The 25050-nt window shown below is 50.0% G+C and carries 19 protein-coding genes; 16 read left to right on the top strand and 3 right to left on the bottom strand.

Features of this window, described 5'->3' with window-relative positions:
• Nucleotides 1–23: 23 nt before the first annotated feature.
• The 8 genes from GQY55_RS21625 (at nucleotide 24) to GQY55_RS21590 (ending at nucleotide 11567) form a co-directional block, all read left to right on the top strand.
• Nucleotides 24–1775, top strand: coding sequence for a cache domain-containing sensor histidine kinase (locus tag GQY55_RS21625; RefSeq protein ID WP_160043988.1), 1752 nt, complete (start codon nucleotides 24–26; stop codon nucleotides 1773–1775).
• A 14-nt stretch (nucleotides 1776–1789) separates the two neighbouring features.
• Nucleotides 1790–3394, top strand: a complete 1605-nt coding sequence (locus tag GQY55_RS21620; RefSeq protein WP_160043987.1) for a response regulator — start codon at nucleotides 1790–1792, stop codon at nucleotides 3392–3394.
• Nucleotides 3395–3451: 57 nt separating this feature from the next.
• Complete coding sequence (locus tag GQY55_RS21615) at nucleotides 3452–4723, top strand: ABC transporter substrate-binding protein (RefSeq protein ID WP_236575780.1); 1272 nt, start codon at nucleotides 3452–3454, stop codon at nucleotides 4721–4723.
• Between the two features lie 226 nt (nucleotides 4724–4949).
• A complete protein-coding gene (locus GQY55_RS21610) occupies nucleotides 4950–6749 on the top strand; it encodes a cache domain-containing sensor histidine kinase (protein WP_236575779.1) in 1800 nt (599 codons plus the stop codon).
• A gap of 16 nt (nucleotides 6750–6765) precedes the next feature.
• Entirely contained in the window at nucleotides 6766–8094 is a 1329-nt protein-coding gene (locus GQY55_RS21605) for a response regulator (RefSeq protein ID WP_160043986.1), read from the top strand.
• A 106-nt stretch (nucleotides 8095–8200) separates the two neighbouring features.
• Nucleotides 8201–9118 (top strand): carbohydrate ABC transporter permease, encoded by a 918-nt coding sequence (locus GQY55_RS21600; RefSeq protein WP_160043985.1) that lies wholly within the window; start codon nucleotides 8201–8203, stop codon nucleotides 9116–9118.
• A 2-nt stretch (nucleotides 9119–9120) separates the two neighbouring features.
• Entirely contained in the window at nucleotides 9121–9996 is an 876-nt protein-coding gene (locus GQY55_RS21595; protein ID WP_160043984.1) for a carbohydrate ABC transporter permease, read from the top strand.
• Between the two features lie 122 nt (nucleotides 9997–10118).
• Nucleotides 10119–11567 (top strand): ABC transporter substrate-binding protein, encoded by a 1449-nt coding sequence (locus GQY55_RS21590; protein ID WP_160043983.1) that lies wholly within the window; start codon nucleotides 10119–10121, stop codon nucleotides 11565–11567.
• Between the two features lie 116 nt (nucleotides 11568–11683).
• On the opposite strand, the gene GQY55_RS21585 is transcribed toward GQY55_RS21590, so the two are convergent.
• The 3 genes from GQY55_RS21585 to GQY55_RS31560 form a co-directional block, all read right to left on the bottom strand.
• Nucleotides 11684–14581, bottom strand: coding sequence for a carbohydrate-binding protein (locus GQY55_RS21585; protein WP_160043982.1), 2898 nt, complete (start codon nucleotides 14579–14581; stop codon nucleotides 11684–11686).
• A 320-nt stretch (nucleotides 14582–14901) separates the two neighbouring features.
• Nucleotides 14902–15750: an AhlS family quorum-quenching N-acyl homoserine lactonase gene (ahlS, locus tag GQY55_RS21580; protein WP_160043981.1), complete on the bottom strand. Its 849-nt coding sequence runs from the start codon at nucleotides 15748–15750 to the stop codon at nucleotides 14902–14904.
• 2 nt (nucleotides 15751–15752) lie between these two features.
• Nucleotides 15753–15899: a hypothetical protein gene (locus tag GQY55_RS31560; protein WP_236575778.1), complete on the bottom strand. Its 147-nt coding sequence runs from the start codon at nucleotides 15897–15899 to the stop codon at nucleotides 15753–15755.
• An 81-nt stretch (nucleotides 15900–15980) separates the two neighbouring features.
• Between GQY55_RS31560 and GQY55_RS21575 the strand changes: the two genes are divergently transcribed.
• The 8 genes from GQY55_RS21575 to GQY55_RS21540 all read left to right on the top strand — a co-directional run bounded on the left by GQY55_RS21575 (nucleotide 15981) and on the right by GQY55_RS21540 (nucleotide 24832).
• Nucleotides 15981–16370, top strand: a complete 390-nt coding sequence (locus GQY55_RS21575; protein WP_236575777.1) for a winged helix-turn-helix transcriptional regulator — start codon at nucleotides 15981–15983, stop codon at nucleotides 16368–16370.
• 54 nt (nucleotides 16371–16424) lie between these two features.
• On the top strand, nucleotides 16425–17951 hold the full coding sequence (locus GQY55_RS21570) for a cardiolipin synthase (protein WP_160043980.1): 1527 nt from the start codon (nucleotides 16425–16427) through the stop codon (nucleotides 17949–17951).
• 225 nt (nucleotides 17952–18176) lie between these two features.
• Entirely contained in the window at nucleotides 18177–19142 is a 966-nt protein-coding gene (locus GQY55_RS21565) for an iron-hydroxamate ABC transporter substrate-binding protein (RefSeq protein WP_160043979.1), read from the top strand.
• Nucleotides 19143–19621: 479 nt separating this feature from the next.
• The gene (locus GQY55_RS21560; protein WP_160043978.1) at nucleotides 19622–20116 is read left to right on the top strand and encodes a VOC family protein; all 495 of its coding nucleotides are present in this window, start codon (nucleotides 19622–19624) and stop codon (nucleotides 20114–20116) included.
• Nucleotides 20117–20349: 233 nt separating this feature from the next.
• Nucleotides 20350–20838, top strand: coding sequence for a hypothetical protein (locus tag GQY55_RS21555; RefSeq protein WP_160043977.1), 489 nt, complete (start codon nucleotides 20350–20352; stop codon nucleotides 20836–20838).
• 274 nt (nucleotides 20839–21112) lie between these two features.
• The gene (locus GQY55_RS21550) at nucleotides 21113–23146 is read left to right on the top strand and encodes a methyl-accepting chemotaxis protein (protein ID WP_160043976.1); all 2034 of its coding nucleotides are present in this window, start codon (nucleotides 21113–21115) and stop codon (nucleotides 23144–23146) included.
• A gap of 38 nt (nucleotides 23147–23184) precedes the next feature.
• Entirely contained in the window at nucleotides 23185–24045 is an 861-nt protein-coding gene (gene budA, locus GQY55_RS21545; RefSeq protein WP_160043975.1) for an acetolactate decarboxylase, read from the top strand.
• Nucleotides 24046–24277: 232 nt separating this feature from the next.
• Nucleotides 24278–24832: a GNAT family N-acetyltransferase gene (locus tag GQY55_RS21540; protein ID WP_160043974.1), complete on the top strand. Its 555-nt coding sequence runs from the start codon at nucleotides 24278–24280 to the stop codon at nucleotides 24830–24832.
• The last annotated feature ends 218 nt before the right edge of the window (nucleotides 24833–25050 follow it).

The raw sequence follows: 25050 nt of genomic DNA, 5'->3' as shown, positions 1-25050 counted from the left end.
AAAGCAGCATACGTTATAAATGGATGCTGCTTTTATTTCTGTTCTCCTTGACGCCGCTGGTCGTCATGGGGATTATTTCTTTTTCCATCTCCAAATCGACGATCAACGATAAAGTCACCGAATACTCCGAGCATTTATTGAATCAAACCGCCGACAATTTGGATACGCGGCTTGGTATATATAAGGACATGATGATGCAGGTGCTGAACAACAACGAGATCGTGGGCATGCTGCGGGCACTTGATCAATCGGATCCCGCCCGGTACGATGTGGATAGCCTGTCGCTTACGACGAAGCTGTCGACCATTGTCGCGATTAATCAGGACGTGCAGTCGATATCCTTCGTATCCGGAAAGCATTACATTAAAGGGATTTACCGTTGGAGCAAACGGACCCCGAAAGAAGTGGCACCATTCCTGCATACGCTGGAAGACGGCAGCAATTTCCGGTGGTATCCCACCCGCTACGGAACGTATGTCGACAGCCTGAATACCCAGAGCACGCATGTCTTTTCCTTGGCCAAGCAGCTGTACAAAACGTCGGACGACAGCCCGCTCGGCATCGTGGCCGTCCTGGATATCCGGGAAGACGTGATCAAAGAGCTCGTATCGAAAGCCGTGAACAACAACCGGGATTTGCAAAGCTTCGTCGTAGACGGCCGCGGAAACTTGGTTACATATCCCGATAATCAATGGATCGGTAAAAACGTAAGCGAAGTGCTCGGCCAAAGCGGTTATGAGAAAATTATCGGCTCAGGTTCGGGGGAGCAGCGTTTTCCGCTGATCCATAAAGGCAATCATCTCATCGTCAACGTAAAAAAGCTCCATACCAATGACTGGATGGTCGTCAACGTCATTTCCAAAGCGGCGCTCTACCAGGATTCGAGCCGCCTGCTGCAAGTCATTTTAATCATCGCCGTGGTTTGCATCGCCTTTTCGATCGTGACCGCGATTTTGCTGGCCAACTCGATCACGAACCCGATTCTGAAAATGATCCGTCTCATGCGGCAGGTGATGTCAGGGGAATTGAGCGTCCGTTATAAAGCGAAGCGCCGCCACGACGAATTCGATGTTTTGGGCAACAATTTCAACTATATGGTGACTCGCATCGATGAGCTGTTAAAGGCCGTTTATGCAGAGCAGGACCAAAAGCGAATCGCGGAGCTGAAAGCTTTGCAAGCGCAAATCAACCCGCATTTCCTGTACAATACGCTCGATATCATCAAATGGACGGCGCTCATCCAGAAGGCGAACAATGCCGCGGAAATGGTAAGCCTGCTGTCGCGGCTGCTCCGGATCAGCCTTGGCAAAGGGGAGGAGACCGTGACCGTCGAAGAAGAAATCGAGCATGTCCAATGTTATTTGGGCATCCAGAAGTTCCGTTTCAACTTCAACATCGAGACCGTGGTTGAGATGGACCAAGATGTAAAATCGCTGCGAACGCCAAAGCTGATCCTGCAGCCCATTGTCGAAAATGCGATCATGCATGCTTTCGGTGAACGGGAATCGGGAGGCAAGATCCACATTCGCTGCTTCAAGGTGCCCGGCGAAGGCTTGCGGTTCGAGGTGGAGGATAACGGCAAAGGAATGGAGTCGGCCTTGGCGCGCAGTTTGCTGACAGAGCAAGGTTTCGGAGGAGAAAAATCGGGCGGCATAGGATTGGCCAACGTGGACGAGAGAATCAAGCTCATCTGCGGAAAAATGTACGGCATCGAAATCCGGAGCGAGCCCGGAATCGGAACCGTCATTCGGATCCGGCTTCCGCTGATGACATAGAGGGGGGATGCCGCGTGTATCGCGTCATGATTGTCGAAGATGAATTTATCGTCAGATATGGGATCCGTTCCATGATCGATTGGGAGAAAATCGGACTGCAGCTGGCGGGCGAAGCCGCCAACGGCAAAGAAGCGCTGGAGCTGATGGAGGCGGGGATGCCCGACATTCTGATCACGGACATTAAAATGCCGGTCATGGATGGAATCGAGCTGATCGCCAAGGTGCGCGCCGCCTCTCCGGAAATCAAGATCATCATTTTAAGCAACCTTGAAGATTTTCAATATGCCAAGGAAGCGATCAAGCATGGCGTGTCCGAATATTTGATCAAATCGGATATGATGCCCCGGGATTTTGAGCAGTCGCTGCTCGCATTAAAAGAAAACCTGGATGCGGTCCGAAAGGGGCGGGTTGCGGAAGGAAAATCGGCTTCGCCTGAGCCGGTATACAAAGAAAAGTTCCTGCTCGACATCATCGAGGGGCATATGTGGGAAGAGAATCGAGAAGAACAAGCCGAAACATTGGGCATGGCACGGCTTCATTCCGCATATTTGATGCACGTCAGCCTGAATGCCGCGGAGCATGGATACACGGAAAGGCAATCCTCGATCCGGCGCGCGGCGGAGCAATTGCGGCGTGAAGATCATTGGAGGTACGAGCTTTTCCCGGACAAACAGGGCGACATGAATATGTTATGGACACAAGCTTTAGGAGAGAGGGAACCAAGCGACGGCATGGCACCGCTGTTGGACCTGGCTAACGACTTGATTCTCCGGCTGTCGGAGGCGCACGGGCTTCGGGCAACGATCGGGATCAGCGGCCGGTTCTCGGATTGGGCCGGCATGAAGGAAGCCTACGCGCAAGCCGTTCATGCCGCCAAACAAAAGATGTTTCTCGGCAGCGGACGCGTGATCGTGCACGGAAGCGACGACATGCGGGAGCCTGAATCGCAGGCGGAGCATTTCAAAATCAGCACGCATCAGATCCAATCCATGGTATATGCGTTTCAAACCAAAGAATTAATGGATGATTTGGAGGATGTGTTCGAACAGCTTGCGGCCCGCCGGGACGTGGAGCTGGTGCAGATCGTCTCGCTTGAGCTGCTTATGGTCCTGACGACGTTGTGGCAGGAGGTGTCCAATGATCCCCAGCAGGTGCTTCAGCTGAAAAAGCAATATTTCGACGAACTGTCGAAGCTGGAAACGTTGGAACAGAGCAGAGCTTGGTTCATCCAGTCGTTTGAGGCGCTGATGCGGCACATGAACGGGATGTATCACAACGACCGCAACAGCATTATCAAGGCGACCCAGTATATCCAGCAGTTTTACCATCAGGAGATTTCGCTTCAATCGATCAGCAGCTTGGTCCATTTAAGCAAAAATTATTTTGCCAATTTGTTCAAGAAGGAGGTCGGCGAAAGCTTTCTGGAATACCTGACGCGGATCCGGATCGAAAAAGCCAAGTCGCTGCTGACGGGTGAACTGAAAGCCGGAGACGTTGGCAGCCTGGTGGGGATCCATGACCCGAAATATTTTTCGAAGGTATTCAAAAAAATCACCGGAGTGTCGCCGTCGGAATACCGCCAATGGATACGCGAACACGGAGGGAATCTGTCGGTGTAAGTCCTGCAAACGCTTACTGAGGTATTGAAAATGGTGTGGAAAAGGGGGAAAGCGGCTTTGGGAATCAAGGGTTCGATTTTGCCGATGGTCATGCTGTGTGCGCTTCTGCTGTCAGGCTGTGCATCTGCTTCCGATGGCCGGGCTGATATCGATCGGAATGCGGCGCCGGTGGAAGTGTCATTTTGGAATCCCTTCGGCGGCGGGGAGGGCGAATACGTGGAGCGGATCATTAAGGATTATAACGCTTCGCAAAGCAAGGTGTTCGTGAAGCAGCTGCGGCTCGAATCCAACGAATATTACGTCAGGCTCAGCACCGCGCTTTCGTTAGGCAAGGGACCGGACGTGGCCGTAGCCCATGCGGATCGCTTGTCCCCGTTCATAAAGGCCAAACAGATCATGCCGCTTGACGATTTGGCGGACCGGGCCGGATTCGATTATAACGGGATCGAGGAAACGAACCGCCGGAGCGTAAGCTACGATGGGAAACGCTTCGCCGTGCCGCTGGATACTCATTTTCATATGCTTTATTACAATAAAGATATTTTGTCCGAAGCCGGATTGTTGGATCAGGACGGCACGCCTTTGCTGGGCGAAGCCACGCCGGAGGGCTTTATGAGATTTTTGGAGCAGATTAAGGAGCGGGTTCCCGGCGTGCAGCCGATGGCGGTCAATACGCCTTATTTCCAGGAATCGTTTCTGGATTTGTATTATGAAGCGGGCGGGGAACTGCTGCGCCCCGATTTGAGCAAAGCAGCTATACATAACGAAAAAGCGGTACGTGTCCTGGCTTTTTACCGGCAATTATTCGACAGGAAGCTAAGCGATTTGAATGATCAGACGCCCTGGGATTCTTTTGATCTTGGACGGGCGGGTTTGTGGTTTGGAGGCATATGGGAAGCGGGACACCATCTGGGCAACCCTTCTTTGCACGTCGGAATCATGCCGCTGCCCCCAATCTTTGGCAGCAGCGTCCATTGGGGAAGCTCGCATACCTTGATCATACCGGCGTACGTCACGGAGCAGAAGCAAAATGCGGCTATGGACTTCATCAAGTATTTTTCGGAGGTTGGCGGAGCGATCTGGGGCCAGGCGGGGCATGTACCCGCAAACCAAGCCATCGTGCAAAGCGCGGCCTATCAGGCGCTTCCTTACCGCAAGCTGTTCGTCGTATCGCGGGATCAAGTGAAATTCGCGCCCAAAACGGATAAATACGCGGCGCTGTACACCACTCTTTCCGAGGATCTGCAGAACATCGTGCAAAACGGCATCGACCCCGACAAAGGATTGGCGGAGCTGGAGAAAAAGCTGGATCTTATTTTGGCGAATTAATCATCAAGCTCTACCTGTTCGTAAAAGTGGCCGCACGGCCGCTTTTATTCTTTGGGGATGAACGCTGTCGGTTGCTGCCAAGAAAAATCGTCAATCATGGCCTGCGCCGGAGCCGCATTTTCCATCCCGCGCCGCGTATGTTGAAATGCCCATGATGTTCGTAGAAATGCACATGCTGGCCCCATTTTGGAACTGCTATATTGAAAGAAGCCGGAGGTGTTGGCCGATGAAGCTGCAGAACCCGTTAACGAAAATGAACGTCAAGCAGCAGATGATTTTGCTGTTTCTTGTGCTTGTGATTCCGCTTTTCATTCTGAACAGCTACGGCAACGGCAAGGCAGGACAAGTTTTGAAACGGCATGTCACCAATGCGTACATAGAACTGAACAAACAAAACTTCAAGCTGATCAGCAGGGATATCGAAACGATCAACAAAGTGACGTCCACCGTTTTGCAAAATTCCATGATCCAGCAGCTCAGCATGGCAGGCGACGAGGCGATCCTTGCCAGGGTGAAAAATTACGAAAAAATCGGAACGATGCTCAACACCTATTCGCAGGAGACCGACGAGCGGGAGCCGCTGTATTATTCGCTTTACGTGTACGATCCGGACAACGCTTATTTTTTTGCCCCGTATTACCCGGAGTCGAAAAAGTCGGGCGTATATTTTTTCTCGAACGAGAAGGAAAAGCCGGAATGGTTCGATGAAGCCGTCTCCCGCAAGGGGAACGGTTATTTGAGGCTGACGGACCATCTCTCGCCGCCCGCCAAGGGGCAGAAAGATCAGGAAACGCTGATGTATGTGCGGGCGATCAACAACATCTACAAAGGCGGAACGATCGGCGTGCTTGCCGTAACGAACGTGGATGCACGCATCGGCGAATCCTTGAAGACGGTGTCGCTGCCGGAGGGCGAGATCTATTTTACGGATTGGAAAAACCATATTTTGACGTCGACGGAAAACGGGAAAACGGGCGTGCTTGATCTTCCGCCGGAGCTCGATCCCGGCAATTCCGCCATCGGCGTCAAGGACGTGATTACCAAGGATTTTATTTATGTGGCGGATTACAATTACGTGCTGCAGCAGAAGCTGATCTACAAAGTGCCCGTCAAAGCGCTGCTTCAGCAGCAAAACGAGATCAAGCGCGTCATTTTGCTGATTTCGATCGCTTATTTTATCGTCGGTCTGATCATTATTTTGTATTTCTGGCGATCGTTGATGACGCCGCTGCAAAAGCTGGTGTTTTTCGTCCGCAGGTACGAACCCGGCCACATCGTGCCGCAAACCCCGCTGCGGAAACGAAACGACGAGGTCAGCGTGCTGATCTCGACGATCTACGACATGGCGCGTAGATTGAACGATCTCATTCATTATCAATACACGATGGACCTGAAGCAGAAAGAAGCGCAGCTTTCGCTCCTGTACCAGCAGATCAATCCGCATTTGCTGTACAATACGCTGGAAAGCATTTATTGGAAAAGCACGATGGAAGGGAATACGACTTCCGCCGAAATGATCAAGGACCTGTCCAAGCTGATGAAAATCAGCCTGAGCCGCGGACGCGAGCTGATTACGCTGGAGGAGGAGCTGGAGCATGCCACGGCTTACATCAAGCTGCAGCAGAACCGTTACGATTACGTCTTCCGCGTGAAAATAGACGTGCCGGAGCATTTGTATTCGGTCAACATTCCGAAAATCACGCTCCAGCCTTTGATCGAAAACGCAATCATTCATGGCATTAAAAATATGGGCGAGGATGGGGAAATCCGCATTGTGGCCGAAGAAAACCAAGGCGTGCTGCACATTCGCATCTCGGATAACGGCTTCAAGCCCGTGGATTACGAAGCAATCCGCAAGGTGCTCAGCGACGAATCGCCGAATCCGGCCAAAGGTTACGGCATCCGCAATATCCATCAACGCCTGCAGCTGCATTTCGGACCCGCGTACGGACTGGCTTACGAGGCACGGGACGGCGGAGGCACGACGGTAACGGTTTCGTTGCTGATTACTCGCCGGGACGATTAAAGGAGGAACAAAAGGAATGTACAACATTTTAGTCGTTGATGACGAACCGCTCATTTGTAAAGGGCTGGCCGGGCTTTTAAACGCATCGGGCCTCGGCATCGGCAAAATCATGACGGCGGAGAGCGGAGAAGAAGCGCTGGACTACATCCGCCTGGAGGAAATCGATCTGCTGATCACGGATATCCAAATGGGGGAGATGAGCGGCATCGAGCTGATGCATCAAGCCAAAATCGTCAAGCCATGGGTGCAGACGATCATCATTTCGGCGCACGAGACGTTTCAATACGCGCAGATGGCCATCCGCCTGGGCGCCCGCGATTATTTGATCAAACCGCTGAACAGCGATCAGTTTCTCGACTCGGTGCGCAGCGTGCTGCTCAAGATGGATAAGCCGCTGCCGCGCACGGAAGAGGCGCTTGCGGGCGGTCACGGGGATTTTCGCATGGAGGAGCCGCTGCCGGAATCCGTCGATTCGCTGAACCGTTTGCTGGAGGTAGCGGTCGACCATCCCGATGAACCGCATCGGGAGCAGTCTTTTTACGAAAGCATCGGCATTGCGGGACCTTATTTTGCCGTTATCAAGGTAAGGCTTGCTTTAGGGAGGGCTGCCGGAGAAATGGCTTTCCCCGAAAAGGATATTCCGCTCATGCAATATGCTTCGCTTAACATCATCAAGGAGCTCCTGGATCATGAGCTGAATGCACAGGTGTTTTATGCGCCCGACCGCAGCATCAACATCCTGGCGCAGTGGAGCGAGGAGACGTATGCAGAGCAAACGAACCGGATCAATCAGCTGGAGATGATCGGCCGAAGCATGCATCACCATATCGGCAAGTATTTGAAAATCGGCTGCACGGTCGGCATCAGCCAGATCCTGAAAGGGCTGCAGTTCGTTAACGTGCTCAGCCGTCAGGCCGACAAAGCGATGTTGTGGGCGCGCGAGCACGGCGATTACCATGTTTTTTATTACGGCGATTTCAGCTGGCATAACTACGCACGCGACCCGAACGCCGATGAGCTGTCCAGCCAGAGCAACCGCATCGTGGAGCAGGCCAAGGCCTACATCGAGGAAAACTACAGCCAAAAAGGACTCACGATCCAAGAGGTTGCGAGGCGCAACCATGTCAGCCCGAACTATTTGAGCTACCTGTTCAAGAAAATAACCGGCTTCAATCTGTGGGAATATGTAGTCAAGCTGCGGATGGAAGAAAGCCGGAATCTGCTGCTGCACACCGATCTGCGCCGCTACGAAATCGCCGACCGGGTCGGCTACGAATCCCCCGAGCACTTCAGCAAAATTTTCAAAAAATACTACGGCGTCAGCCCGAGCGACCTGAAAAAATAGAGGCCGTAAGATCGGCCATAATTCACATAGAACTAGACATGTTACCGGGCGTCCCCCTTTTCTACAATGAAATAAGTTAGAAATCAACAAGGAATGAGGGAGAACAATGGGGGAGCCAGGAGCAGTGCTGCAGCCGGCCATCAAGAACAAATCGCCCAAAAGAAGAGGGTTGTTTAAAAAGCACTTTTGGGGATACATGTTTCTGCTGCCGGCTGTCGTGATTTTCATTTTGTTTTTATGGGTGCCGATCGCCAAAGGCGCCTTGTACAGCTTTTTCGAGATCGACTTTGTGAAGGGGAACACCTTTGTCGGCTTGGACAACTATATCCGGGTGTTCCATGATCCCGACGTGTGGACGGCGGTCAAAAATACGCTGTATTACATGCTGCTGACGGTCATCATCGGCTTTTGGGTGCCGATCGTCGCTTCCATCGCCATTTCGGAACTGCGCAGATTCCAGGGGTTCGCCCGCATCGCCGCGTATTTGCCGTTTGTCGTCCCCGGCGTGGTGCTGTACGGCATGTGGAGATGGATGTACGATCCGGTCGGTCCGATCAACGGGCTTTTGAGCTCGTTTGGCGTCGATCCGGTGTCGTTCATTTCGGACAGCCGTTGGTCGATGATCGCGATCGTTTTGATGGAAACCTGGCAGCAGTTCGGTTCGGCGATGCTGATTTACCTGGCCGGCGTGCTCAGCATTCCGCGGGATTGGTACGAAGCGGCCGAGATCGACGGGGCCGGGGTGTGGAACCGCATCCGTTATATTACGCTTCCATCTTTGCGCAGCCTGATCATCCTGATGTTTATTTTGCAGGTCATCGGCACGTCGCAGGCTTACCAGTCGCAGCTCGCCCTGCTGGACGGCGGACCGAACAACGCGACCTTGACGTACGCGCTTCTGATCGTCAAATACGCCTTTACGCGGTTGGATTACGGCACGGCCACGGCGCTCGGCATGCTGATGTTCATCGTGCTCAGCTTTGTAGGACTGCTTCAATATAAGCTGAACAAGGAGGAGTATTAAAGATGAGCAAGCAGCAAGAACGCGGTATCCTGTCGGACTCCGATCTGAAAAAGCCATGGAACCGGGTCGTGTACGGCATCATGATTTTATGCATCCTCGTCATGATCGTCACCATGTTGTACCCGATTTTGATGACGATGTTTAACGGTCTGAAAACGAATCAGGAAGTCAACACGTTTCCGCCGCATTTTTTTCCGGAGACGTGGAACTGGAGCAACTTCAAAGAGGGCTGGGAATACATCGATCTGCCGATGTTCCTGAAGAACACGCTGCTGGTATTCGTCGGCAACCTGTTCATGACGATTTTCGTGCTTGGCCTCGCCTCCTTCAGCATTTCGCGTTTGAAGGTGCCGTATCACCGGGCGATTTACTTCTTTATTTTGATGACTTTGTTTATCCCGGCTTCGAGCTACATGATTCCGAACTTCGTCAACCTGAAAGACCTCGGGCTGCTCAACACCTTCTGGGCGTTCTGGCTTCCGGCGGGAGCGAGCGCGTATTACTTCCTGCTGATGAAAAACTTTTTCGACGGCATCCATCCGGAAATCTTCGAAGCGGCACGCATCGACGGAGCTTCCGAGATCAACAGCTACGTCCGCATCGCGGTGCCGCTATCGGTGCCGATTTTCGCGACGCTGGCCATCTTTATCTTTTCGAGCGCCTGGAACGACTGGTTCTGGCCATCCCTGGTTCTGCACAGCGAAGAGAAATACACCTTGGCGACAGCCATCTATAAATATGTCATCGGTGCACGCAGCATGGACAACAACATCAAATTCACGATTCTGTTCATGGTCATGGTGCCGCCGATCCTCGTCTTCCTGGTGTTCCAGCGTTTCATTATTCGGAGCGTCAGCCTTTCCGCGGTGAAAGGATAGTCGATTCATGGCAACATCGTAGGCTTACACACGAAGGGCATATGATTGCACATCGTTCCAAGGGATGATCTCTTTTATGATGAAAGAGCAAGAATAAATTTGAAACGAAAAGGGGAGTTTCCATGCGTAAGGTCTCAATGCTGCTGCTCAGCTTGATGCTGTCGGCGGCCATGCTCGCTGCCTGCAGCGGCAATAAAACGGCGGAGGAAAACAAAACCGGAACCGATTCCCAAGGCACAGGCGGAACGGGAAGCAAAACCGAGGAACCGGCCAAAACGGACGACATTTCGCAGAAAAAGATCACGATCAAAATCCATTATCCGCTGCCGGACCAAAAGGAAGCCAGAGCGCAGGAAGACGATAAGATCAAACGTTTTACGGAAAAATATCCGAACGTGACGATCGTCAAGGACGACTGGCAGTACAGCGTGAACGAAATCGGCATCAAAATGGCTTCGAACGAAGCGCCGACGTTCTATAACACCTTCGCGACGGAAGCCCAAATGCTCATCGAGCACGGTTGGGTTGCCGACATCAGCGAATTCTACAACAGCTGGGAATACAAGGACGAGATGAACCAGCTGCTGCAGAACCAGTTTATCGTCGACGGCAAAGTGTACGGCATTACGCAAAACGGTTACATCACGTCCACAGTAATCAACAAAGCGCTGTTGGATGCCAAGCAGGTTCCGCTGCCGGACATGGATTGGTCGTGGGATGACATGTACAACGTCGCCAAAGGCGCCGCGGATGTGAAAAAGGGCATATCCGGCATCGCCCCGATGGGCAAAGGAAACGAATCCGGCTGGAACTGGACGAACTTCCTGTTTGAAGCAGGCGGCGAAATCCAGAAAAACGAAGACGGAAAATATACGGCGACCTTCAACTCCGATGCCGGCGTCAAAGCGCTCGACTTCTACAAAAAGCTGAGATGGGAAGCGAACGCGATCCCTCAGGATTGGGCGCTCGGCTGGAGCGACGCGATTAATGCGTTCCAACAGGGACGGACGGCCATGGTCATCGCCGGCGCATCCGATATTATCGATTCCGCTTTGAACCAAGGCGGCCTGAAGCCGGAAAACGTGATCGCCTACCCGATGCCGGCAGCGGAAAAAGGCGGCAAACATATCGGTATTCTCGGCGGCAACTATTTGGTCATCAATCCGAACGCAACGAAAGAAGAGCAGGAAATGGCTTTCCGTTACATCACGTTCGATTACTTCACGGATAAAGGTTTGGAAGCTCTCGATGCCAACATTCAAGAGCGCAAGAGCAAAAACAAATACTACGTGCCTGCTCCGCTGAATTACTTCAGCGATAATTCCGAATACGCGAAAAAAATCAATGCCATCTATGATAAATACGACAATGTATACCGTTACGACGAAAAAATGCTGAGCCTGATCGACGGCAAGCCGGAAGCACAGTACGGAACGCAGGATTTTTACGGCGCCATGTCCAACGTTGTTCAGGAGTCCTTCTCGAAAAAAGGGACGGATTCCAAAACGCAGCTGGACGCAACGGCCAAACTGGTGCAAACGAAATTTTTTGACAAAATCAAAGCGCAATAATCGATAGGGTGAATGAAGAAAAGAGGTTCCACGGGTCGCGTTTGACCCGGCGGAACCTCTTTTGCTTAAAGAATATCAGGGGTTAAAACTGAATTGTCCATCGTCCGTCCGTTTGATCACCAGTTGTTTCCGGACACTTTGATCACCTTGAAATTCGGGCTTTTGTCTTCGCCGTAAATGGCTTTGATTCCGGGGGTGTTCACTTTAACATTGGTAAAGCTCGCTGAACCGATCACGGGTCCTTGCCCATCCTCAGCCTTGGCTACAAGCTTGATGCCGTAGCGGGTCGGATTATTGATATTGATGTTCTCTAGGCGAACATTCGTCATCGGAAGATTTTCAGGAGATTTGGATTGGAACATGAGCCCAAAGTACACCGGATTGTTGATATCGACGTTTTTCACCAGTATATTTTTGAAGCTGCGGTCACCGCCGAAAAACCAAATGGCTCCGAAGTTTTGATAATCGTTGATTTTATCGTCGGCTCCGACGCTGGTCCAGAAATCCCCGCCGGTGCGGTCTAACGTGACGCCGTCAATAACGGTGTCCTGATCGCCAAATCCTAACGTGTTATACCCGAAGCTTAAGCTGCTGATCGTTACGCCAGGGTAGGTCAATGTATCCGCACCGTACAAATTCTGGAACACGTTGCCTTGACCGCCATAGACGGCAAAAGCGGCTGCGCGTCTGACGTTGGTCGCGGTAAGGTTGGTGTATTTGTTGCCCACATTGTAGGATCCGCCCGCATCGATCGCGCTGAATAACGCAAACGAATCGTCGCCGGTTCCGCGGGCATAGTTGTTGTCGATCACGTTGTAGGACGAACCGTTGGTCATGTTGATCCCGTCCGCAAACATGTTCTTGATCCGGTTGTTTTTGAACGTATTATAGGAAGAGTTCACTCCCCAATAAAGGCAGACAAAGTGTTCGGCCCATACGTTATCGATGGTGACGTTGCGCATGCCGTTCCCGTCAATGAATTTTCCGGGGCCGTCCTGCCTGTAGACATAATTGCCCCAAGCGGATAGGTTCTTGATGGTCGAACCGTTGGCTTCCGATCCGATATTGAATCCGACATCGGTGTTCGTTTGGTTTTGGGGAGCCATCAGTTTTGTGTGCCATGGTCCGGCGCCGATAATTTCGGTAGCCCGGCCGTACAAATAGATTTTGGAGGGAATCGTCCATTCGCCGGCAGGGATAAAGATGCCTTTCTTCGTTGGATCCTGCCTGAACTCGGCCAGGGCTTGCTCGATCGACTTGGTGCCGGATACTTGCACGTATTTGTTTGGATCCGGGTTTGAAGCCGCCGGCGCGACATTTTCCGTTTCGATCATGTCCACATAAATCCAAGGAACGTCGCCCGCGTCTTTTTGGATTTTAATCTTGGTTCCTTTCGGATAAACTTGATCGAGCATTAACTGGGAATCCTCGTACAGCCAATAAGCTTTGGAACCTGAGTTGTCGTATCCCAGCCGTCCGAGAGTGGAAGGCGTGGCGTACACGTACGAGTACTTGGATGTGACGGTAAAGTTGCCTTTATCCACGCCGTCGACATAAACGCTGATCGTTCCGGTGGTGTTTTCCGCCACCGCGTTGCGAAGCACAAAGGCGTTGGCCGGCGAGGTAAGGGTAAACTCCACATATTCTCCGTTAGCATCGAGATAAACGGCCGATCGTCCGGAAGCTTCACCCGCAAAATCGCCCGGAGTGAAGTTGGGAGCCAATTTCGTCCCGTTCGTCTTGTTGGAGGAAGACTCGGCTTCAAGGATGGTGAAAGGCATGTTGGCGCCTCGGCCGGTGTGGTTGTCTCCCGAACCGAACCTGGTTACGGTGTTGCTTGGCGCGGAGGAATTGCCTGCGGCGTCTTTGGCGATGACGTAATAGGACACGGTTGCGTTCGAAGGCTGGTTGTCCGTAAACGTTAGCGTCGATCCATTTACGCTGCTGCGGAGCTGGCCGTTTGCATAAATATCGTATCCTGCGACGCCTGCATTATCGGTTGCCGCATTCCAGGTGAGCTTGATCGTATCCGGGGTCGGCTGCGTGAAGGCTAAATTGGTCGGGGCGGTAGGAGGTTCATGGTCTCCGTTGTCCTGCACGAACCGGATCCAATTGATATTAAAGTCATAGCCGCTGGCATAGATGCGAAGCGTTTGCGGCCCTGCGTTTAACGTCACGTATGCGGTGACGGTTTGCCAATTTTGCCATCCGCCGGTGTTTGGCACCTTCGTGGTGGCAAGCGTTGCCGGGCCGGATTGAAGCTGAAGTTCGCCGGTCGAGGCATTGCTGGCCACCCGGTACTCGACGGCGTACGTACCGGCGTCCTGCACGTTGACGTCGTAATCCAGCCAGTCGCCGACATGGATCCAACCTACGTTGAGGCCGCCGCCGGTATCCGTCGTCGGTTCGGTTTGGATGCCATTCATGGCGCTATAGTTTTCGGCCTCAATTTTGCCCGGGATTGCTACGGGTCCGGTTCCGCCGCCGGAAGTGCCGTAAATCTCGATTTCCGAAAACTGCGCGGCCGGCCAGCCCGTATTGGCGGTGACGTTGATCCGGACATAACGCGCGTTAACGGCGGGGAAGTCGATCGTGACCGTGTTCGAGGTATTCGGATCGAACGTGTAACCGGCGGCTCCTTTGATGGTTGAGAAATTGGTGCCGTCCATGCTTCCTTGAATGGACAGGGTTTGAGAGCGGCTTTCCCATCCGGGCGGTAGCTTCAGCACAGCCTGGTTGATCGCGGATTCTTTGCCGAGGTCGACTTGAATCCATTGCGGGAAGGCGTTGTTGATGCTTTCCCAATAGGTGCCCTGATTACCGTCCGTTACGTTGGACGCGACATAAACGTCGGCGTGGCCGGATGCCGTCGCAGGTTTGCCGGCTGCCAAATTTTGAACGGCGGCTGCCTGGACAGGTCCCGGGAATCCCGCCGAACTTAGGAACATGACCAATATCATGGTTAGGATGCAAACGGAGGCCAAGATTGGTTTTTTGCTTCTCACGTTTTTCATTCTCCCTTTTAGATACTGTTTTTTGACGTACGCTTCGTTCTTGTCATGCGAATTTGATGCGGCGTCCCTCTTAGACTGGATTCCTTTCTTTTTCAAATGTAAGCGCTAACCAAATATGAGAAACACCTCCTTAATTGTTATTGAATTTCATGTGTTGCATTTTGATCATAAGGCAAGTATTACGCCCGTATGAAGTCGCAATTCTATCGATATTGTGTGCAGTATTATGAAATGAACCCGAAGTCCTGGACAAAAAGCAGAAAACCGCCAAAAGCGGCGGTTTCCTGCTTTTTATGATGCATGAACTTGAATGGCATCCGTTATTCATAGCATCCTTCAGTGGATTTTCTTAATCGGCCGAATTGGTCCGCATCATGCCCGAACCACACTTGGGAATTCGTGCAGGCAGCCAGAGCCCGGATTTTCTCCACCGTGTTCCGGTAGCCGATTGTATCATAAATAATACCAGGAGGCTTAACTGGAGGACCGTAACTCTCCGCAGTATATATGGCATCGGAAGCGAGAATGATTCCGCCCGTTTCCGGCATTTCAATATGGAGGCCTAACATGCCCCAGGCATGGCCGCTTCCAAAATTCAATATTTTGACGCCATCCGCCAGATCCAAATGATCTTCGCCCGGTTTGACCGTTTTCCACTGCAGCCCGTTCTTGATCCATGCATCGATGTCTGCCCAAACATAGGCGCCTTCTTTTTCATGACGGGCGTAGGATTGCAGTGTTCCGTTAAATTCATCCTCATGGACGATGATGGTGGCGTTCGTGAACATTTCAAGGCATCCTGCATGGTCCAGATGCAAGTGGGAGGCAACGACGTATTTAATATCCTCCGGTCTTACATGCAGCTGTTCAAGCCGGTTATGCAGATAGCATTCTTCACTTGCCATCCATGGAGACAAAAGTTGAGTCGATTGGGCCCAGCGCCCTTGAGCGCCCATGGAATTCGGATTGCAGGCTGTATCGAACAATATTTTCCCTTCGGGATGATCGATCAATACGGTATAGATCGGAAATTCGACGAATTGTGCCGGGACGTTCGGATTGTTGATCGTTGCCGGGTTATGCATGGAGATGATGCTGTTTTTATCCATGCTCATGCGGCCGTTATCCAATACAAACAGCTTGGGACGTTTTTTAATGATATTCGACATGTTCAATACCTTCCCATTAAAGTATTCCAGTACACGATTGCCCCTTTAGGGCTCGCGTCTTCCCGCTTAAAGACGTCCGGATTCGCCGTTCGGCGGTGCCTTTGCCATGGCAGATCTTGCGCAAGCTGCTGCATTGCTGGTATAGACATACCATAATACAAAAATTAGAATGATATAAGTAGGCACTTTAGGGTGTCCTGGATACTTCGGGGTGTATAGGAGGGAAGCCATTGCCATCTTCATCGAAAACAAGAAAATCCGATATTTCGATATCCAATTGCGGTTATAGCAAAGTTCTGGACATCATCTCCAACAAGTGGACGGCGCTTGTGATTTATGCGATGGAAGACGGAGTGATCCGATATGGGGAAATGCTTCGGAGGGTCGATGGAATCTCCAAAAAAATGCTGACGCAGACGGTTCGCAAGCTGGAACGCGATGGATTGGTCGCGCGGAATATTATACCCACGGTGCCGCCTAGCGTCGAATATTCGCTAACCCCCTTAGGGGAAACGCTTCTTCAGCCGATGAAAGAGCTAAGGCAGTGGGGGAGGGGGCATTACCAGGAAGTTGAAGAGGCGAGGGCCAGCTATGACATGGCAAATGCCTCCGATTCCTGAAGGGCGGACAGCATGCATGAGATACATTATGGGGAATAGGTGAATGGATTACATATGAAAAATCGCGTCGTACAAATCGTGGCCGTCATCGTCATCGTGCTGCTCGGTCTTTTTGTCATGGATCGATCCGTAATACGCTTGTCCACGCTTATCGGCATATTATGGCCGCTGTCCATTATGGGCATCGGCTTCATCATTTTTATGGAGAATCGGTCGCCGCAAAGCACGTTGGCATGGTTTCTGATTTTGGCGTTTCTGCCGGCGATCGGGGTTTTGTTATACCTGATTTTTGGACGGAGCCGCTGGAGACGGAAAAAGCATCTTCAACGGGCGGAGGAACAAAGGAAGCTGTTCCGGGAAATTTTGGCGGGAAGGTGTTTGAATATGGCCCTTTCTTCCCTATTAAGCGAGAGATCGGACCGTTTAACGAAGGTGATCCAACGATTCGGCGGCGGTCCTGCGGCGACGGGTACCAAAACCAAGCTATTGACCAACGGCGACGAGACGTTTTCGGAAATTTTGCAAGCCATCGAACTTGCCAAGCATCATATCCATATTCAATATTATATTTATCGTCCGGACCAAATCGGGACGGCCGTCCGTGACGCGTTGATCAAAAAAGCGGAAGCCGGCGTTACGGTGCGTTTTCTTTTCGATGGGCTTGGAAGCCATTCGCTTCGGAAACGGTTTTTGCAGCCGATGAAAGACGCCGGCATCGAAGTCGCCGAGTTTGATCCCATTTTTTCGCCGTGGCTGCTTGAAACGGTCAATTACCGTAACCACCGCAAAATCGTCGTCGTCGATGGGGTGGTTGGTTTTACGGGCGGGTTAAACGTTGGGGACGAATATCTCGGCCGTTCCAAAAAATTTCCTGTATGGCGCGACAGCCACCTGAAAATCGAAGGAAAGGCGCTATACAAACTGCAGGCCGTTTTCCTCGAAGACTGGCTTTACGCGACAAGCGGCAATAACAATTATTCGTGGGATGCTTATATAAACAGATCCTATTTTCCGGATCAAGGAGCAGAAAAAGACGGTGCTGTTCAAATCGTAGCCAGCGGCCCCAGTTCGGAAGATACGAGCGTCCGCAACGCCTTATTGGCCATCATGATATCCGCGAAAAAATCCATTTGGGTCGCTACGCCATATTTCATACCGGATCAGGAAACGTTGACGCTGCTGCGGTTATCTGCGGCGGCCGGTTTCGATGTCCGCATTTTGTATCCGGGCAAAAGCGACAGCGTCATCAGCGACCAAGCGTCCCAATCCTATTTTACGCCGCTTCTCAGGGCAGGGGCTTCCATTTATCACTATAAAGACGGGTTTATGCACGCCAAAATTGTGCTTGTCGATGACGAAATCGCCGCGATCGGCACGGCTAACATGGATATCCGCAGCTTTGAGCTGAATTACGAACTTGCGGCGGTGCTTTACGAATCGGAATCGGTTTTGGACATCAAACGCGATTTTGAACGGGATTTTGACGATTCCATCCGAGTTACATGGGATTCATTCCGGAAACGAGGCATGCTCAAACGGGTCGTGGAATCCCTGATGCGGCTGATTTCCCCGCTGCTGTAAAAATGATACAGAAAAAGAATGAAGACGCTGGTCCCAAAAAAGGGGGGCCGGCGTTTTTTGAGTTGCTTTGGAAGGGACGATCAAACCAATATTTTTTCGTGTGAACAAAAATGAGGATCATGCCCGAGATTGCAAGCGTAAACGATATTCGTTGACAAGACTAGAAAATGTTGATATTGTTTCATGTGATAATGATAATCAATATCAATTAGGAGTGACCTACATATGAAAAAGTTATTTTTGCCATTTATGCTTATGCTGTGTGTGATCTTCATGGGCGCCTGCGGAAACGATTCGTCAAACAGCGAAACTTCGTCCGCAAATGCTAGTCCGGGTAAGGGCGAGCCGACGTCATCCGCATCCGAGCCTCCTTCCAAGAACGGTACCGTCACGTATCAATCCGAACTCGGTCCGATCGAAGTACCGGCTGAACCGCAGCGGATCATCGCCCTAACGAACGCGCCGAACGTGCTGTCCCTCGAAGGAACGCTCGTAGGCGTAGACGAGTGGACGTACAAGAACCCGCTTTTCGCCGAAAAGCTGAAAGGAGTAGAGGTGGTATCCGATAACAGTCTGGAGAGGATCGTCGAGTTAGATCCGGATCTGATTATTACAGACGCCACCAGCAAAAATATCGACAAGCTGAAGAAGATCGCGCCTACCGTCCCCTACACATGGGGGAAGAGGGATTATTTGGCGCAGCAGATCGAAATCGGGAAGCTGCTGAACAAGGAGCAGGAAGCGAAAGCTTGGGTGGACGACTTTTCGAAACGGGCGAAAGAAATCGGCGACGAAATCAAAAAGAAGATCGGCGAAAATGCGACGGTATCGGTTTTCGAAACCGATTCGAAAAATTTTTACGTATTCGGCAACGCCTGGGCACGGGGAACCGAGCTGCTGTATCAGGCGATGGGCATGAACATGCCGGAAAAGGTTCAAGCGGACGCCCTTGGACCCGGATATTACGCGCTCTCCCCGGAAGTCCTCCGCAGCTATGCCGGAGATTATATCGTTCTAAGCAGAAGCGCGACGCAAGACAACTCTTTCATGCAGACGGACACATGGAAAAACATCCCCGCGGTCAAAAACAATCATGTGATCGAGATTGACACGGAAGCCTCGTCTTACAGCGATCCGACAACACTCGAACACTTGCTTAAGATCTTTAAGGAAGGTTTCTTGAATCAATAAGCGCTGGACATGTTCAATTTCAAGCGTTATCAAACGGGTATTGGTGTCCCTGGAGAGGATGGTTCTCCGCCGCCGTAAAGAACATATGAAAAATGAAAAACGACGCTGCTTCCCAAAAGGGGGGGCGGCGTTATTTTATTGGTCCTCAATATTACTAATAGAGCCTGTTCAAAAACCCCATAAAAATCGAATAAAAAACAAAAATGCACCGAAGCCTAGAATGGTAAAATGGAAGTACCACTACAATGCGGAACTAATCGACTACATTGACCAGATCCCAAAAATCAAGCCCGGCGCACGGAATACGATCGGTGGCCTCGTTCCGTTAACGGGCAGATCAGTTTGTTTGCGAAATGCTTAATTTTTACATCTGCAACTTTTTAAACATAGCAATTTGAAAGAAACCATGGCTCATTTTTTATTCTAAACTGTATTGTGTATAAACCTACTAAAATGCTTGAATATTTAGGAGGAAAATTATGAATAACAAAATCCAAAAAATCACGCCAAACTTATGGTTCGATACACAAGCCGAACAGGCGGCAGAGTTCTATACTTCTATTTTTAAAAATTCGAAGATAGGAAGAATCACTCATCATGGCAAAAATAATCACGGGATACCCGAAGGAACCGTAATGACTGTGGAATTTCAACTGGACGGGCAAGAATTCGTAGCCTTAAATGGCGGTCCGTATTTCAAATTCACAGAGGCAATATCATTTATCGTGAACTGTGAAGATCAAGATGAATTGGACTATTTTTGGGAAAAACTCTCCGAGGGCGGAGATGAAAAGGCTCAAAACTGCGGTTGGCTAAAAGATAAGTTTGGCGTGTCGTGGCAAATTATTCCTTCCACTCTAACCGAGATGGTAAGCGACCCAGATCCCGAAAAATCAGAAAGAGTTATGAAAGCATTGCTCCAAACGAAGAGTAAAATTGACATAAAAACTTTGATGCAAGCGTATGAGGGATAAAGTGCACTTTGCCGTTACAGACTGGGGGAAGACCGGACCACAAGTCATTGATAACGGAAAACGGGAAATATGACCATTTTACTTTTTTGGATGAGGTGTCAAGCAGACTGTTTTCATAGGAACGAAGAAGATCAGCAGGGTTAGGCATAGGATGTGACATGCCATTAATCATTCGAGCCAATCTGCACGCAGACCTTAGAACGCATCGAACGATCCTTTGAAAGGGGGATTAGATGATAAAAACGATGCCCGCGTTTTTGCTGCTCTTATTTTTCTTGTCCGGCTGCATGACCCATAAGACGCTGGAAACGGATCAATTGAGCGATTTTAGAAAAAATATCCGTTCGGAGCATAAGGAAATTACGAATCTGAAATTCCAAATGGCGCCTACCCAAGTCGAATTCAACTATTATCTTGACCGCAAACCGGATGCCGAGCATGACAAAGAGATTTTCACGAAGACCAAAGAACTCGCTCTTTCGTCCGACTTTCAAAAGACCGTGATTGAAGAGCAGTACTTCAAACATTACTCCAAGGATGACCGAAAGTATCCCGATATTATCATTCGTTTCTTCGGCACGGACAAAGATATGATCGAATACGAGTATTTCGCCTCATATTATGGCCCCGGTTTTGAGGGGGAGAAAGATCGTCCGATCGACGATTACAAGACGTGGTACTTTAACGATTTCAAATCCAAAAGCGTACCGGTAGCGCCATGAAGAAACATAAGGCACGCCATCGGCTCCAATGGGGCCAAGGCGTGCTTTTTGTTGTTCACAAAAGAGAACTTAAAATTATGACTAAAAAAGGATAGAAGTATGACCGATAAGAAATATAGCAGGCAAATCGTTATATTTTAATAGTTAAATAGACCTATTATATTATCGTGTTTATGTAAGAGGTGGCCACCTCCCATTTACTATATATTCATTTGCTTAAAAGAGAAAATTTGATTTGGCTAGGTACTATTTGAAGGTGGAGGCGTGTTCATTCATGTTTAAAAAGCTAGGCTTAACGATTGCCAAACGCGGCATCGGCAGAAAAATGTTTTTAACCTTCATGGTGATGGTATTATTGCCGAGCCTGCTGATCGGAGGTTTTTCGTATTCGTCATCCAGGAGCTCGTTATCGTCGCAGTTGAAAGAGTCGGCCAAGACGCAAGTCGACAATCTGAATTTCTTGGTTGACCGCGTCGTGCAGCCCATCATGCGCGACACCGATATTCTTACTCGGTCGATCCGTCCCGATATGTATCAAGATTTGGTCTTCAACTCGGAATTCAACATTTCGTCGAAGCCGGAAATCCAAGCATTATTCAAGCAATTTAAATCCGTCCATACGGATGATACCGAGGTCATCGGTCTTGAAACCGCCGACGGCCAGTTCGTGATGGAACCGCAAAGCAAGCTGGCGAAAGATTTTGATGGCCGCAAACGCGAGTGGTACACCAAAGCGATGGAGAATAAAGGAAAAGTCGTTTTGTCTGCGCCCTACGTTTCCTTGGCTTCGCAAAATGTCGTCGTTTCGGTTTCCAAAACAACCGATGACGGCAAGGCGGTAATGTGTGTCAACCTTTCGCTTAACAAGTATTTAACCAGCGTCGCGAATGAAATGAAAATAGGAAAAGCCGGCTATACATACATCTTGGACGATCATAACAAAATTTTGACTCACCCCAGCATCAAGGCGGGAGAAGAATTAACGGGCGAAAATTTCAAGCAATTGTACGAACAAGCTAGCGGTACCATTGATACGCAAGTGGATGGCAAGGATGCAACGTTGTATTTTGAGACGAATCCATTGACCGGATGGAAAATTGTGGGCGTCCTCTATGACGCGGAATTGTCTGCCGTGACCCGCAGCAACGTAACGATTACTTTGGTGATGATCGCATTGACGATCTTTCTTGCATTGATTATTTCTTTGCGGATGCAAATCAGCGTTGCCGCTCCTCTGCAGCAAATCACATCGAAGCTGGGAAGCTTGGCTTCCGGGGATCTTACGGTTTCGCCGGTAAAGGTGAGTTCCAAGGATGAAGTCGGCGAAATATCGGCGGCTTATAATGAACTGCTGACGCGTCTGCGTTCTTTGGTGAACGAGATTTCTTCGAGTGTCGGCAGCCTTAATGAGGTAACCGGCGTTTTGGAAAATGCAACGGATGTCGTCAATGAGTCCTCCAATCAGATCGCCGAGTCCAGCCATCATGTTGCGCAATCGTCCAAAACCCAAAGAGACAGCGCTTCTGAAGTTTCCCGGGCATTGCAGGAAAGCGCGACAGGCATTTCTACCGTTGCGTCCAGCGCATCCGAAATCGGCGACATTTCCGACGTGACGTATAGAAAAGCGGAATCCGGCGTAGAAACCGTTTCGCGTACGGTCACGCAAATGGGAGGTATTTCGAACTCCCTTACGAATCTGACCGAAGTCATCGGAGCGCTAGTCGATCGTACGGCAAGCATCAATCAGTTAGTTACATCGATATCCGAAATTTCGACCCAGACATCCCTGCTTTCACTCAACGCCAATATAGAGGCCGCCCGTGCCGGCGAACATGGAAAGGGATTTGCGGTTGTGGCCAATGAGGTCAAGAAGTTGGCGGAGCAAACGCAAGAAGCGGCCAAGGAAATTTCCCTTGTCCTTTCCAATATTACAAACGACGTTGAAACATCGTCTCTTTCCGTTTCCAACGTACAATCGGAAGTGAATAGCGGCGTTTCCCTGATCCATGACGTTCAGCATTTGTTCACTGGCATCATGGAGGATATGTCCAAGTTAAACGATGAAATCCAGCAACTTAGCAGCGTATCCGAAGAATTGGCCGCAAGCTCGGAAGAAATCAGCGCGTCCGTGGACAATCTGGCGAATACTTCAAAGGTTTCGGCCGACGAAGCCAATTCGATGATGATGGCAACCGGCAACCAGAAGGATTCTTTAACCAAGTTGGTGGCTACCGTATCTTCGGTGTCGCAAACCGCAAATGCGCTACGATCCAATATCAAGCAATTTAATCTTGGTAGTAAGGACTAAATCCTTATCTATAAATTTCATCCCGGAGGTTATACAAAATGAAGAAAAAACGCATCATGATCACATCCACTTTGGTAGCGGCAGCTTTGTCTTTGTCCGCCTTGACCGCATTCGCGGCTCAGGACAATAGCGGCAATCAAACGCCACAAGCTCCCGTGGCGACAACGACTTACAAGGCGCAAGAGAACAAGAATACGCTTTTCCAGTATTCAACGATCAATGCCTTGATGAAAGGCCAATTTGACGGGGAAATGACCCTTGGCGAGCTCAACAAGCATGGGGATACCGGTCTCGGCACTTTCAACGGCGTGGATGGCGAACTTACGCAGCTTGACGGCAAATTCTATCGTTATACATATGAGGGCCGGATGGTAGAAGTAGACAAAAAAGAATTGACTCCTTTTGCGGTGACGACCAAATTCCAGGTCACAAAGACGGCCCGGATTAATCCCGTAAAAGACATGACGGCTCTCAATGAACAGCTGACGAAACTTATCGACCATAAAAATAATTTCTACGCCTTCAAAATTCATGGAACGTTCAAAACGTTGAAGACCCGCTCCGAGGAGAAGCAACATAAGCCGTATCCGACCCTGCCGGAAGTTCTGGCCAATCAATCCGTGTTCGAAACCGAAAATGTGACGGGAACGCTGATCGGCTTCTATACGCCAAACTATGCGGCCACTCTTAACGTTCCCGGTTTCCACTACCATGTGATCAGCGACGACAAAACGAAGGGCGGGCACGTGCTAAATATTTCTTTTGATGCAGCAACCGTTCAGATTGACGAAATCGCCAACCTGGAAGTCAATCTCCCGCAAACGCATGAGTTCCATGATGCTGACCTGACGACCGTCGATCCGGAAGATGTTCATAAAGTAGAAACGGATCAAAAATAATCTTTCCGTGAATAACCGATTCCGCGCCATCATAGGCGCATATTCTTCCAGCGCAGCATAGGCAAAAATCGTTTTTTGCCCGTTGCGCGCCGAATATACGAATCACGCATCTATCCTAGGATAGGTGCGTTTTTTGTAAAAGGAGAGTCACGACCAAACAATATGTTATCGATCAAGTATCTTATACATTATGTGGTAAAATTGTCGTAATCATGATCAAGGGGGAAAACAGATGAAGACGTTGCCGACGACTGCATTGGAAAGGCTCCTATTACGACCTTTTGACATGGATGACGCAAAAGAAGTTCAAAAATTGGCGGGCGATAAATATATTGCCGAAATGACTTTATATATCCCGCATCCATATGAAGATGGAGTGGCAGAGACGTGGATCAAAACGCATGCCGAGAATTTCAATGAAGAACGATCCCTGGAATTAGCCATTGTACATAAAGAAAAAAACGATTTAATCGGGGCAATATGCATCGCCATTCATAAGGAGTTTCGCCATGGGGAGCTAGCCTATTGGATTGGGAAAAAGTATAACAATAACGGATATTGCACCGAAGCGGCCAAAGGAATCGTAAGGTATGCATTTGAAGAAATGAAGTTAAACCGGGTGTTTGGCCGTCATCTGGGGAAAAATCCGGCATCGGGCAAGGTTATGCAAAAATTAGGCATGACTTATGAAGGAACGTTAAGGCAGCATGTCAGAAAATGGGGCGAATATGAAGACCTGGTGCATTATGGCCTTTTAAAGGATGAATATCTTTCGGGAAATTGCTGATGTCCTCGTAAAAAATATGATTCTTCCGGCCCCTGTTTTTTTCGTTCATCCGATCCCGTGTGCCCGGTCGGAAGCGTTCAGATCCAGGTTTTCGAATTGTGTGACGCTCATATAATGCTTTAGTACCCCAGAAAACACAACTGCGGCAAGTCGAGACGCGCCATTGATCCATGATATGATTTTTTAGGACCGATACGCGTTTGCATCAATCACAGACA

This window comes from Paenibacillus sp. USDA918EY, assembly GCF_009870825.1.
GTDB lineage: Bacteria > Bacillota > Bacilli > Paenibacillales > Paenibacillaceae > Paenibacillus_AQ > Paenibacillus_AQ albilobatus.
The sequence above is the reverse complement of the archived record's forward strand: the minus strand, read 5'-3'. Positions and strand labels throughout refer to the sequence as shown.

Coding starts and splice junctions, on each gene's coding strand:
- GQY55_RS21560 (WP_160043978.1), top strand. CDS start 19,622: ATGAATAACAAAATCCAAAAAATCACGCCAAACTTATGGTTCGATACA.
- GQY55_RS21625 (WP_160043988.1), top strand. CDS start 24: ATGCTGCTTTTATTTCTGTTCTCCTTGACGCCGCTGGTCGTCATGGGG.
- GQY55_RS21595 (WP_160043984.1), top strand. CDS start 9,121: ATGAGCAAGCAGCAAGAACGCGGTATCCTGTCGGACTCCGATCTGAAA.
- GQY55_RS21565 (WP_160043979.1), top strand. CDS start 18,177: ATGAAAAAGTTATTTTTGCCATTTATGCTTATGCTGTGTGTGATCTTC.
- GQY55_RS21555 (WP_160043977.1), top strand. CDS start 20,350: ATGATAAAAACGATGCCCGCGTTTTTGCTGCTCTTATTTTTCTTGTCC.
- GQY55_RS21610 (WP_236575779.1), top strand. CDS start 4,950: ATGAAGCTGCAGAACCCGTTAACGAAAATGAACGTCAAGCAGCAGATG.
- GQY55_RS21550 (WP_160043976.1), top strand. CDS start 21,113: ATGTTTAAAAAGCTAGGCTTAACGATTGCCAAACGCGGCATCGGCAGA.
- budA (WP_160043975.1), top strand. CDS start 23,185: ATGAAGAAAAAACGCATCATGATCACATCCACTTTGGTAGCGGCAGCT.
- GQY55_RS21585 (WP_160043982.1), bottom strand. CDS start 14,581: ATGAAAAACGTGAGAAGCAAAAAACCAATCTTGGCCTCCGTTTGCATC.
- ahlS (WP_160043981.1), bottom strand. CDS start 15,750: ATGTCGAATATCATTAAAAAACGTCCCAAGCTGTTTGTATTGGATAAC.
- GQY55_RS21600 (WP_160043985.1), top strand. CDS start 8,201: ATGGGGGAGCCAGGAGCAGTGCTGCAGCCGGCCATCAAGAACAAATCG.
- GQY55_RS21590 (WP_160043983.1), top strand. CDS start 10,119: ATGCGTAAGGTCTCAATGCTGCTGCTCAGCTTGATGCTGTCGGCGGCC.
- GQY55_RS21540 (WP_160043974.1), top strand. CDS start 24,278: ATGAAGACGTTGCCGACGACTGCATTGGAAAGGCTCCTATTACGACCT.
- GQY55_RS21605 (WP_160043986.1), top strand. CDS start 6,766: ATGTACAACATTTTAGTCGTTGATGACGAACCGCTCATTTGTAAAGGG.
- GQY55_RS31560 (WP_236575778.1), bottom strand. CDS start 15,899: ATGTCTATACCAGCAATGCAGCAGCTTGCGCAAGATCTGCCATGGCAA.
- GQY55_RS21570 (WP_160043980.1), top strand. CDS start 16,425: ATGAAAAATCGCGTCGTACAAATCGTGGCCGTCATCGTCATCGTGCTG.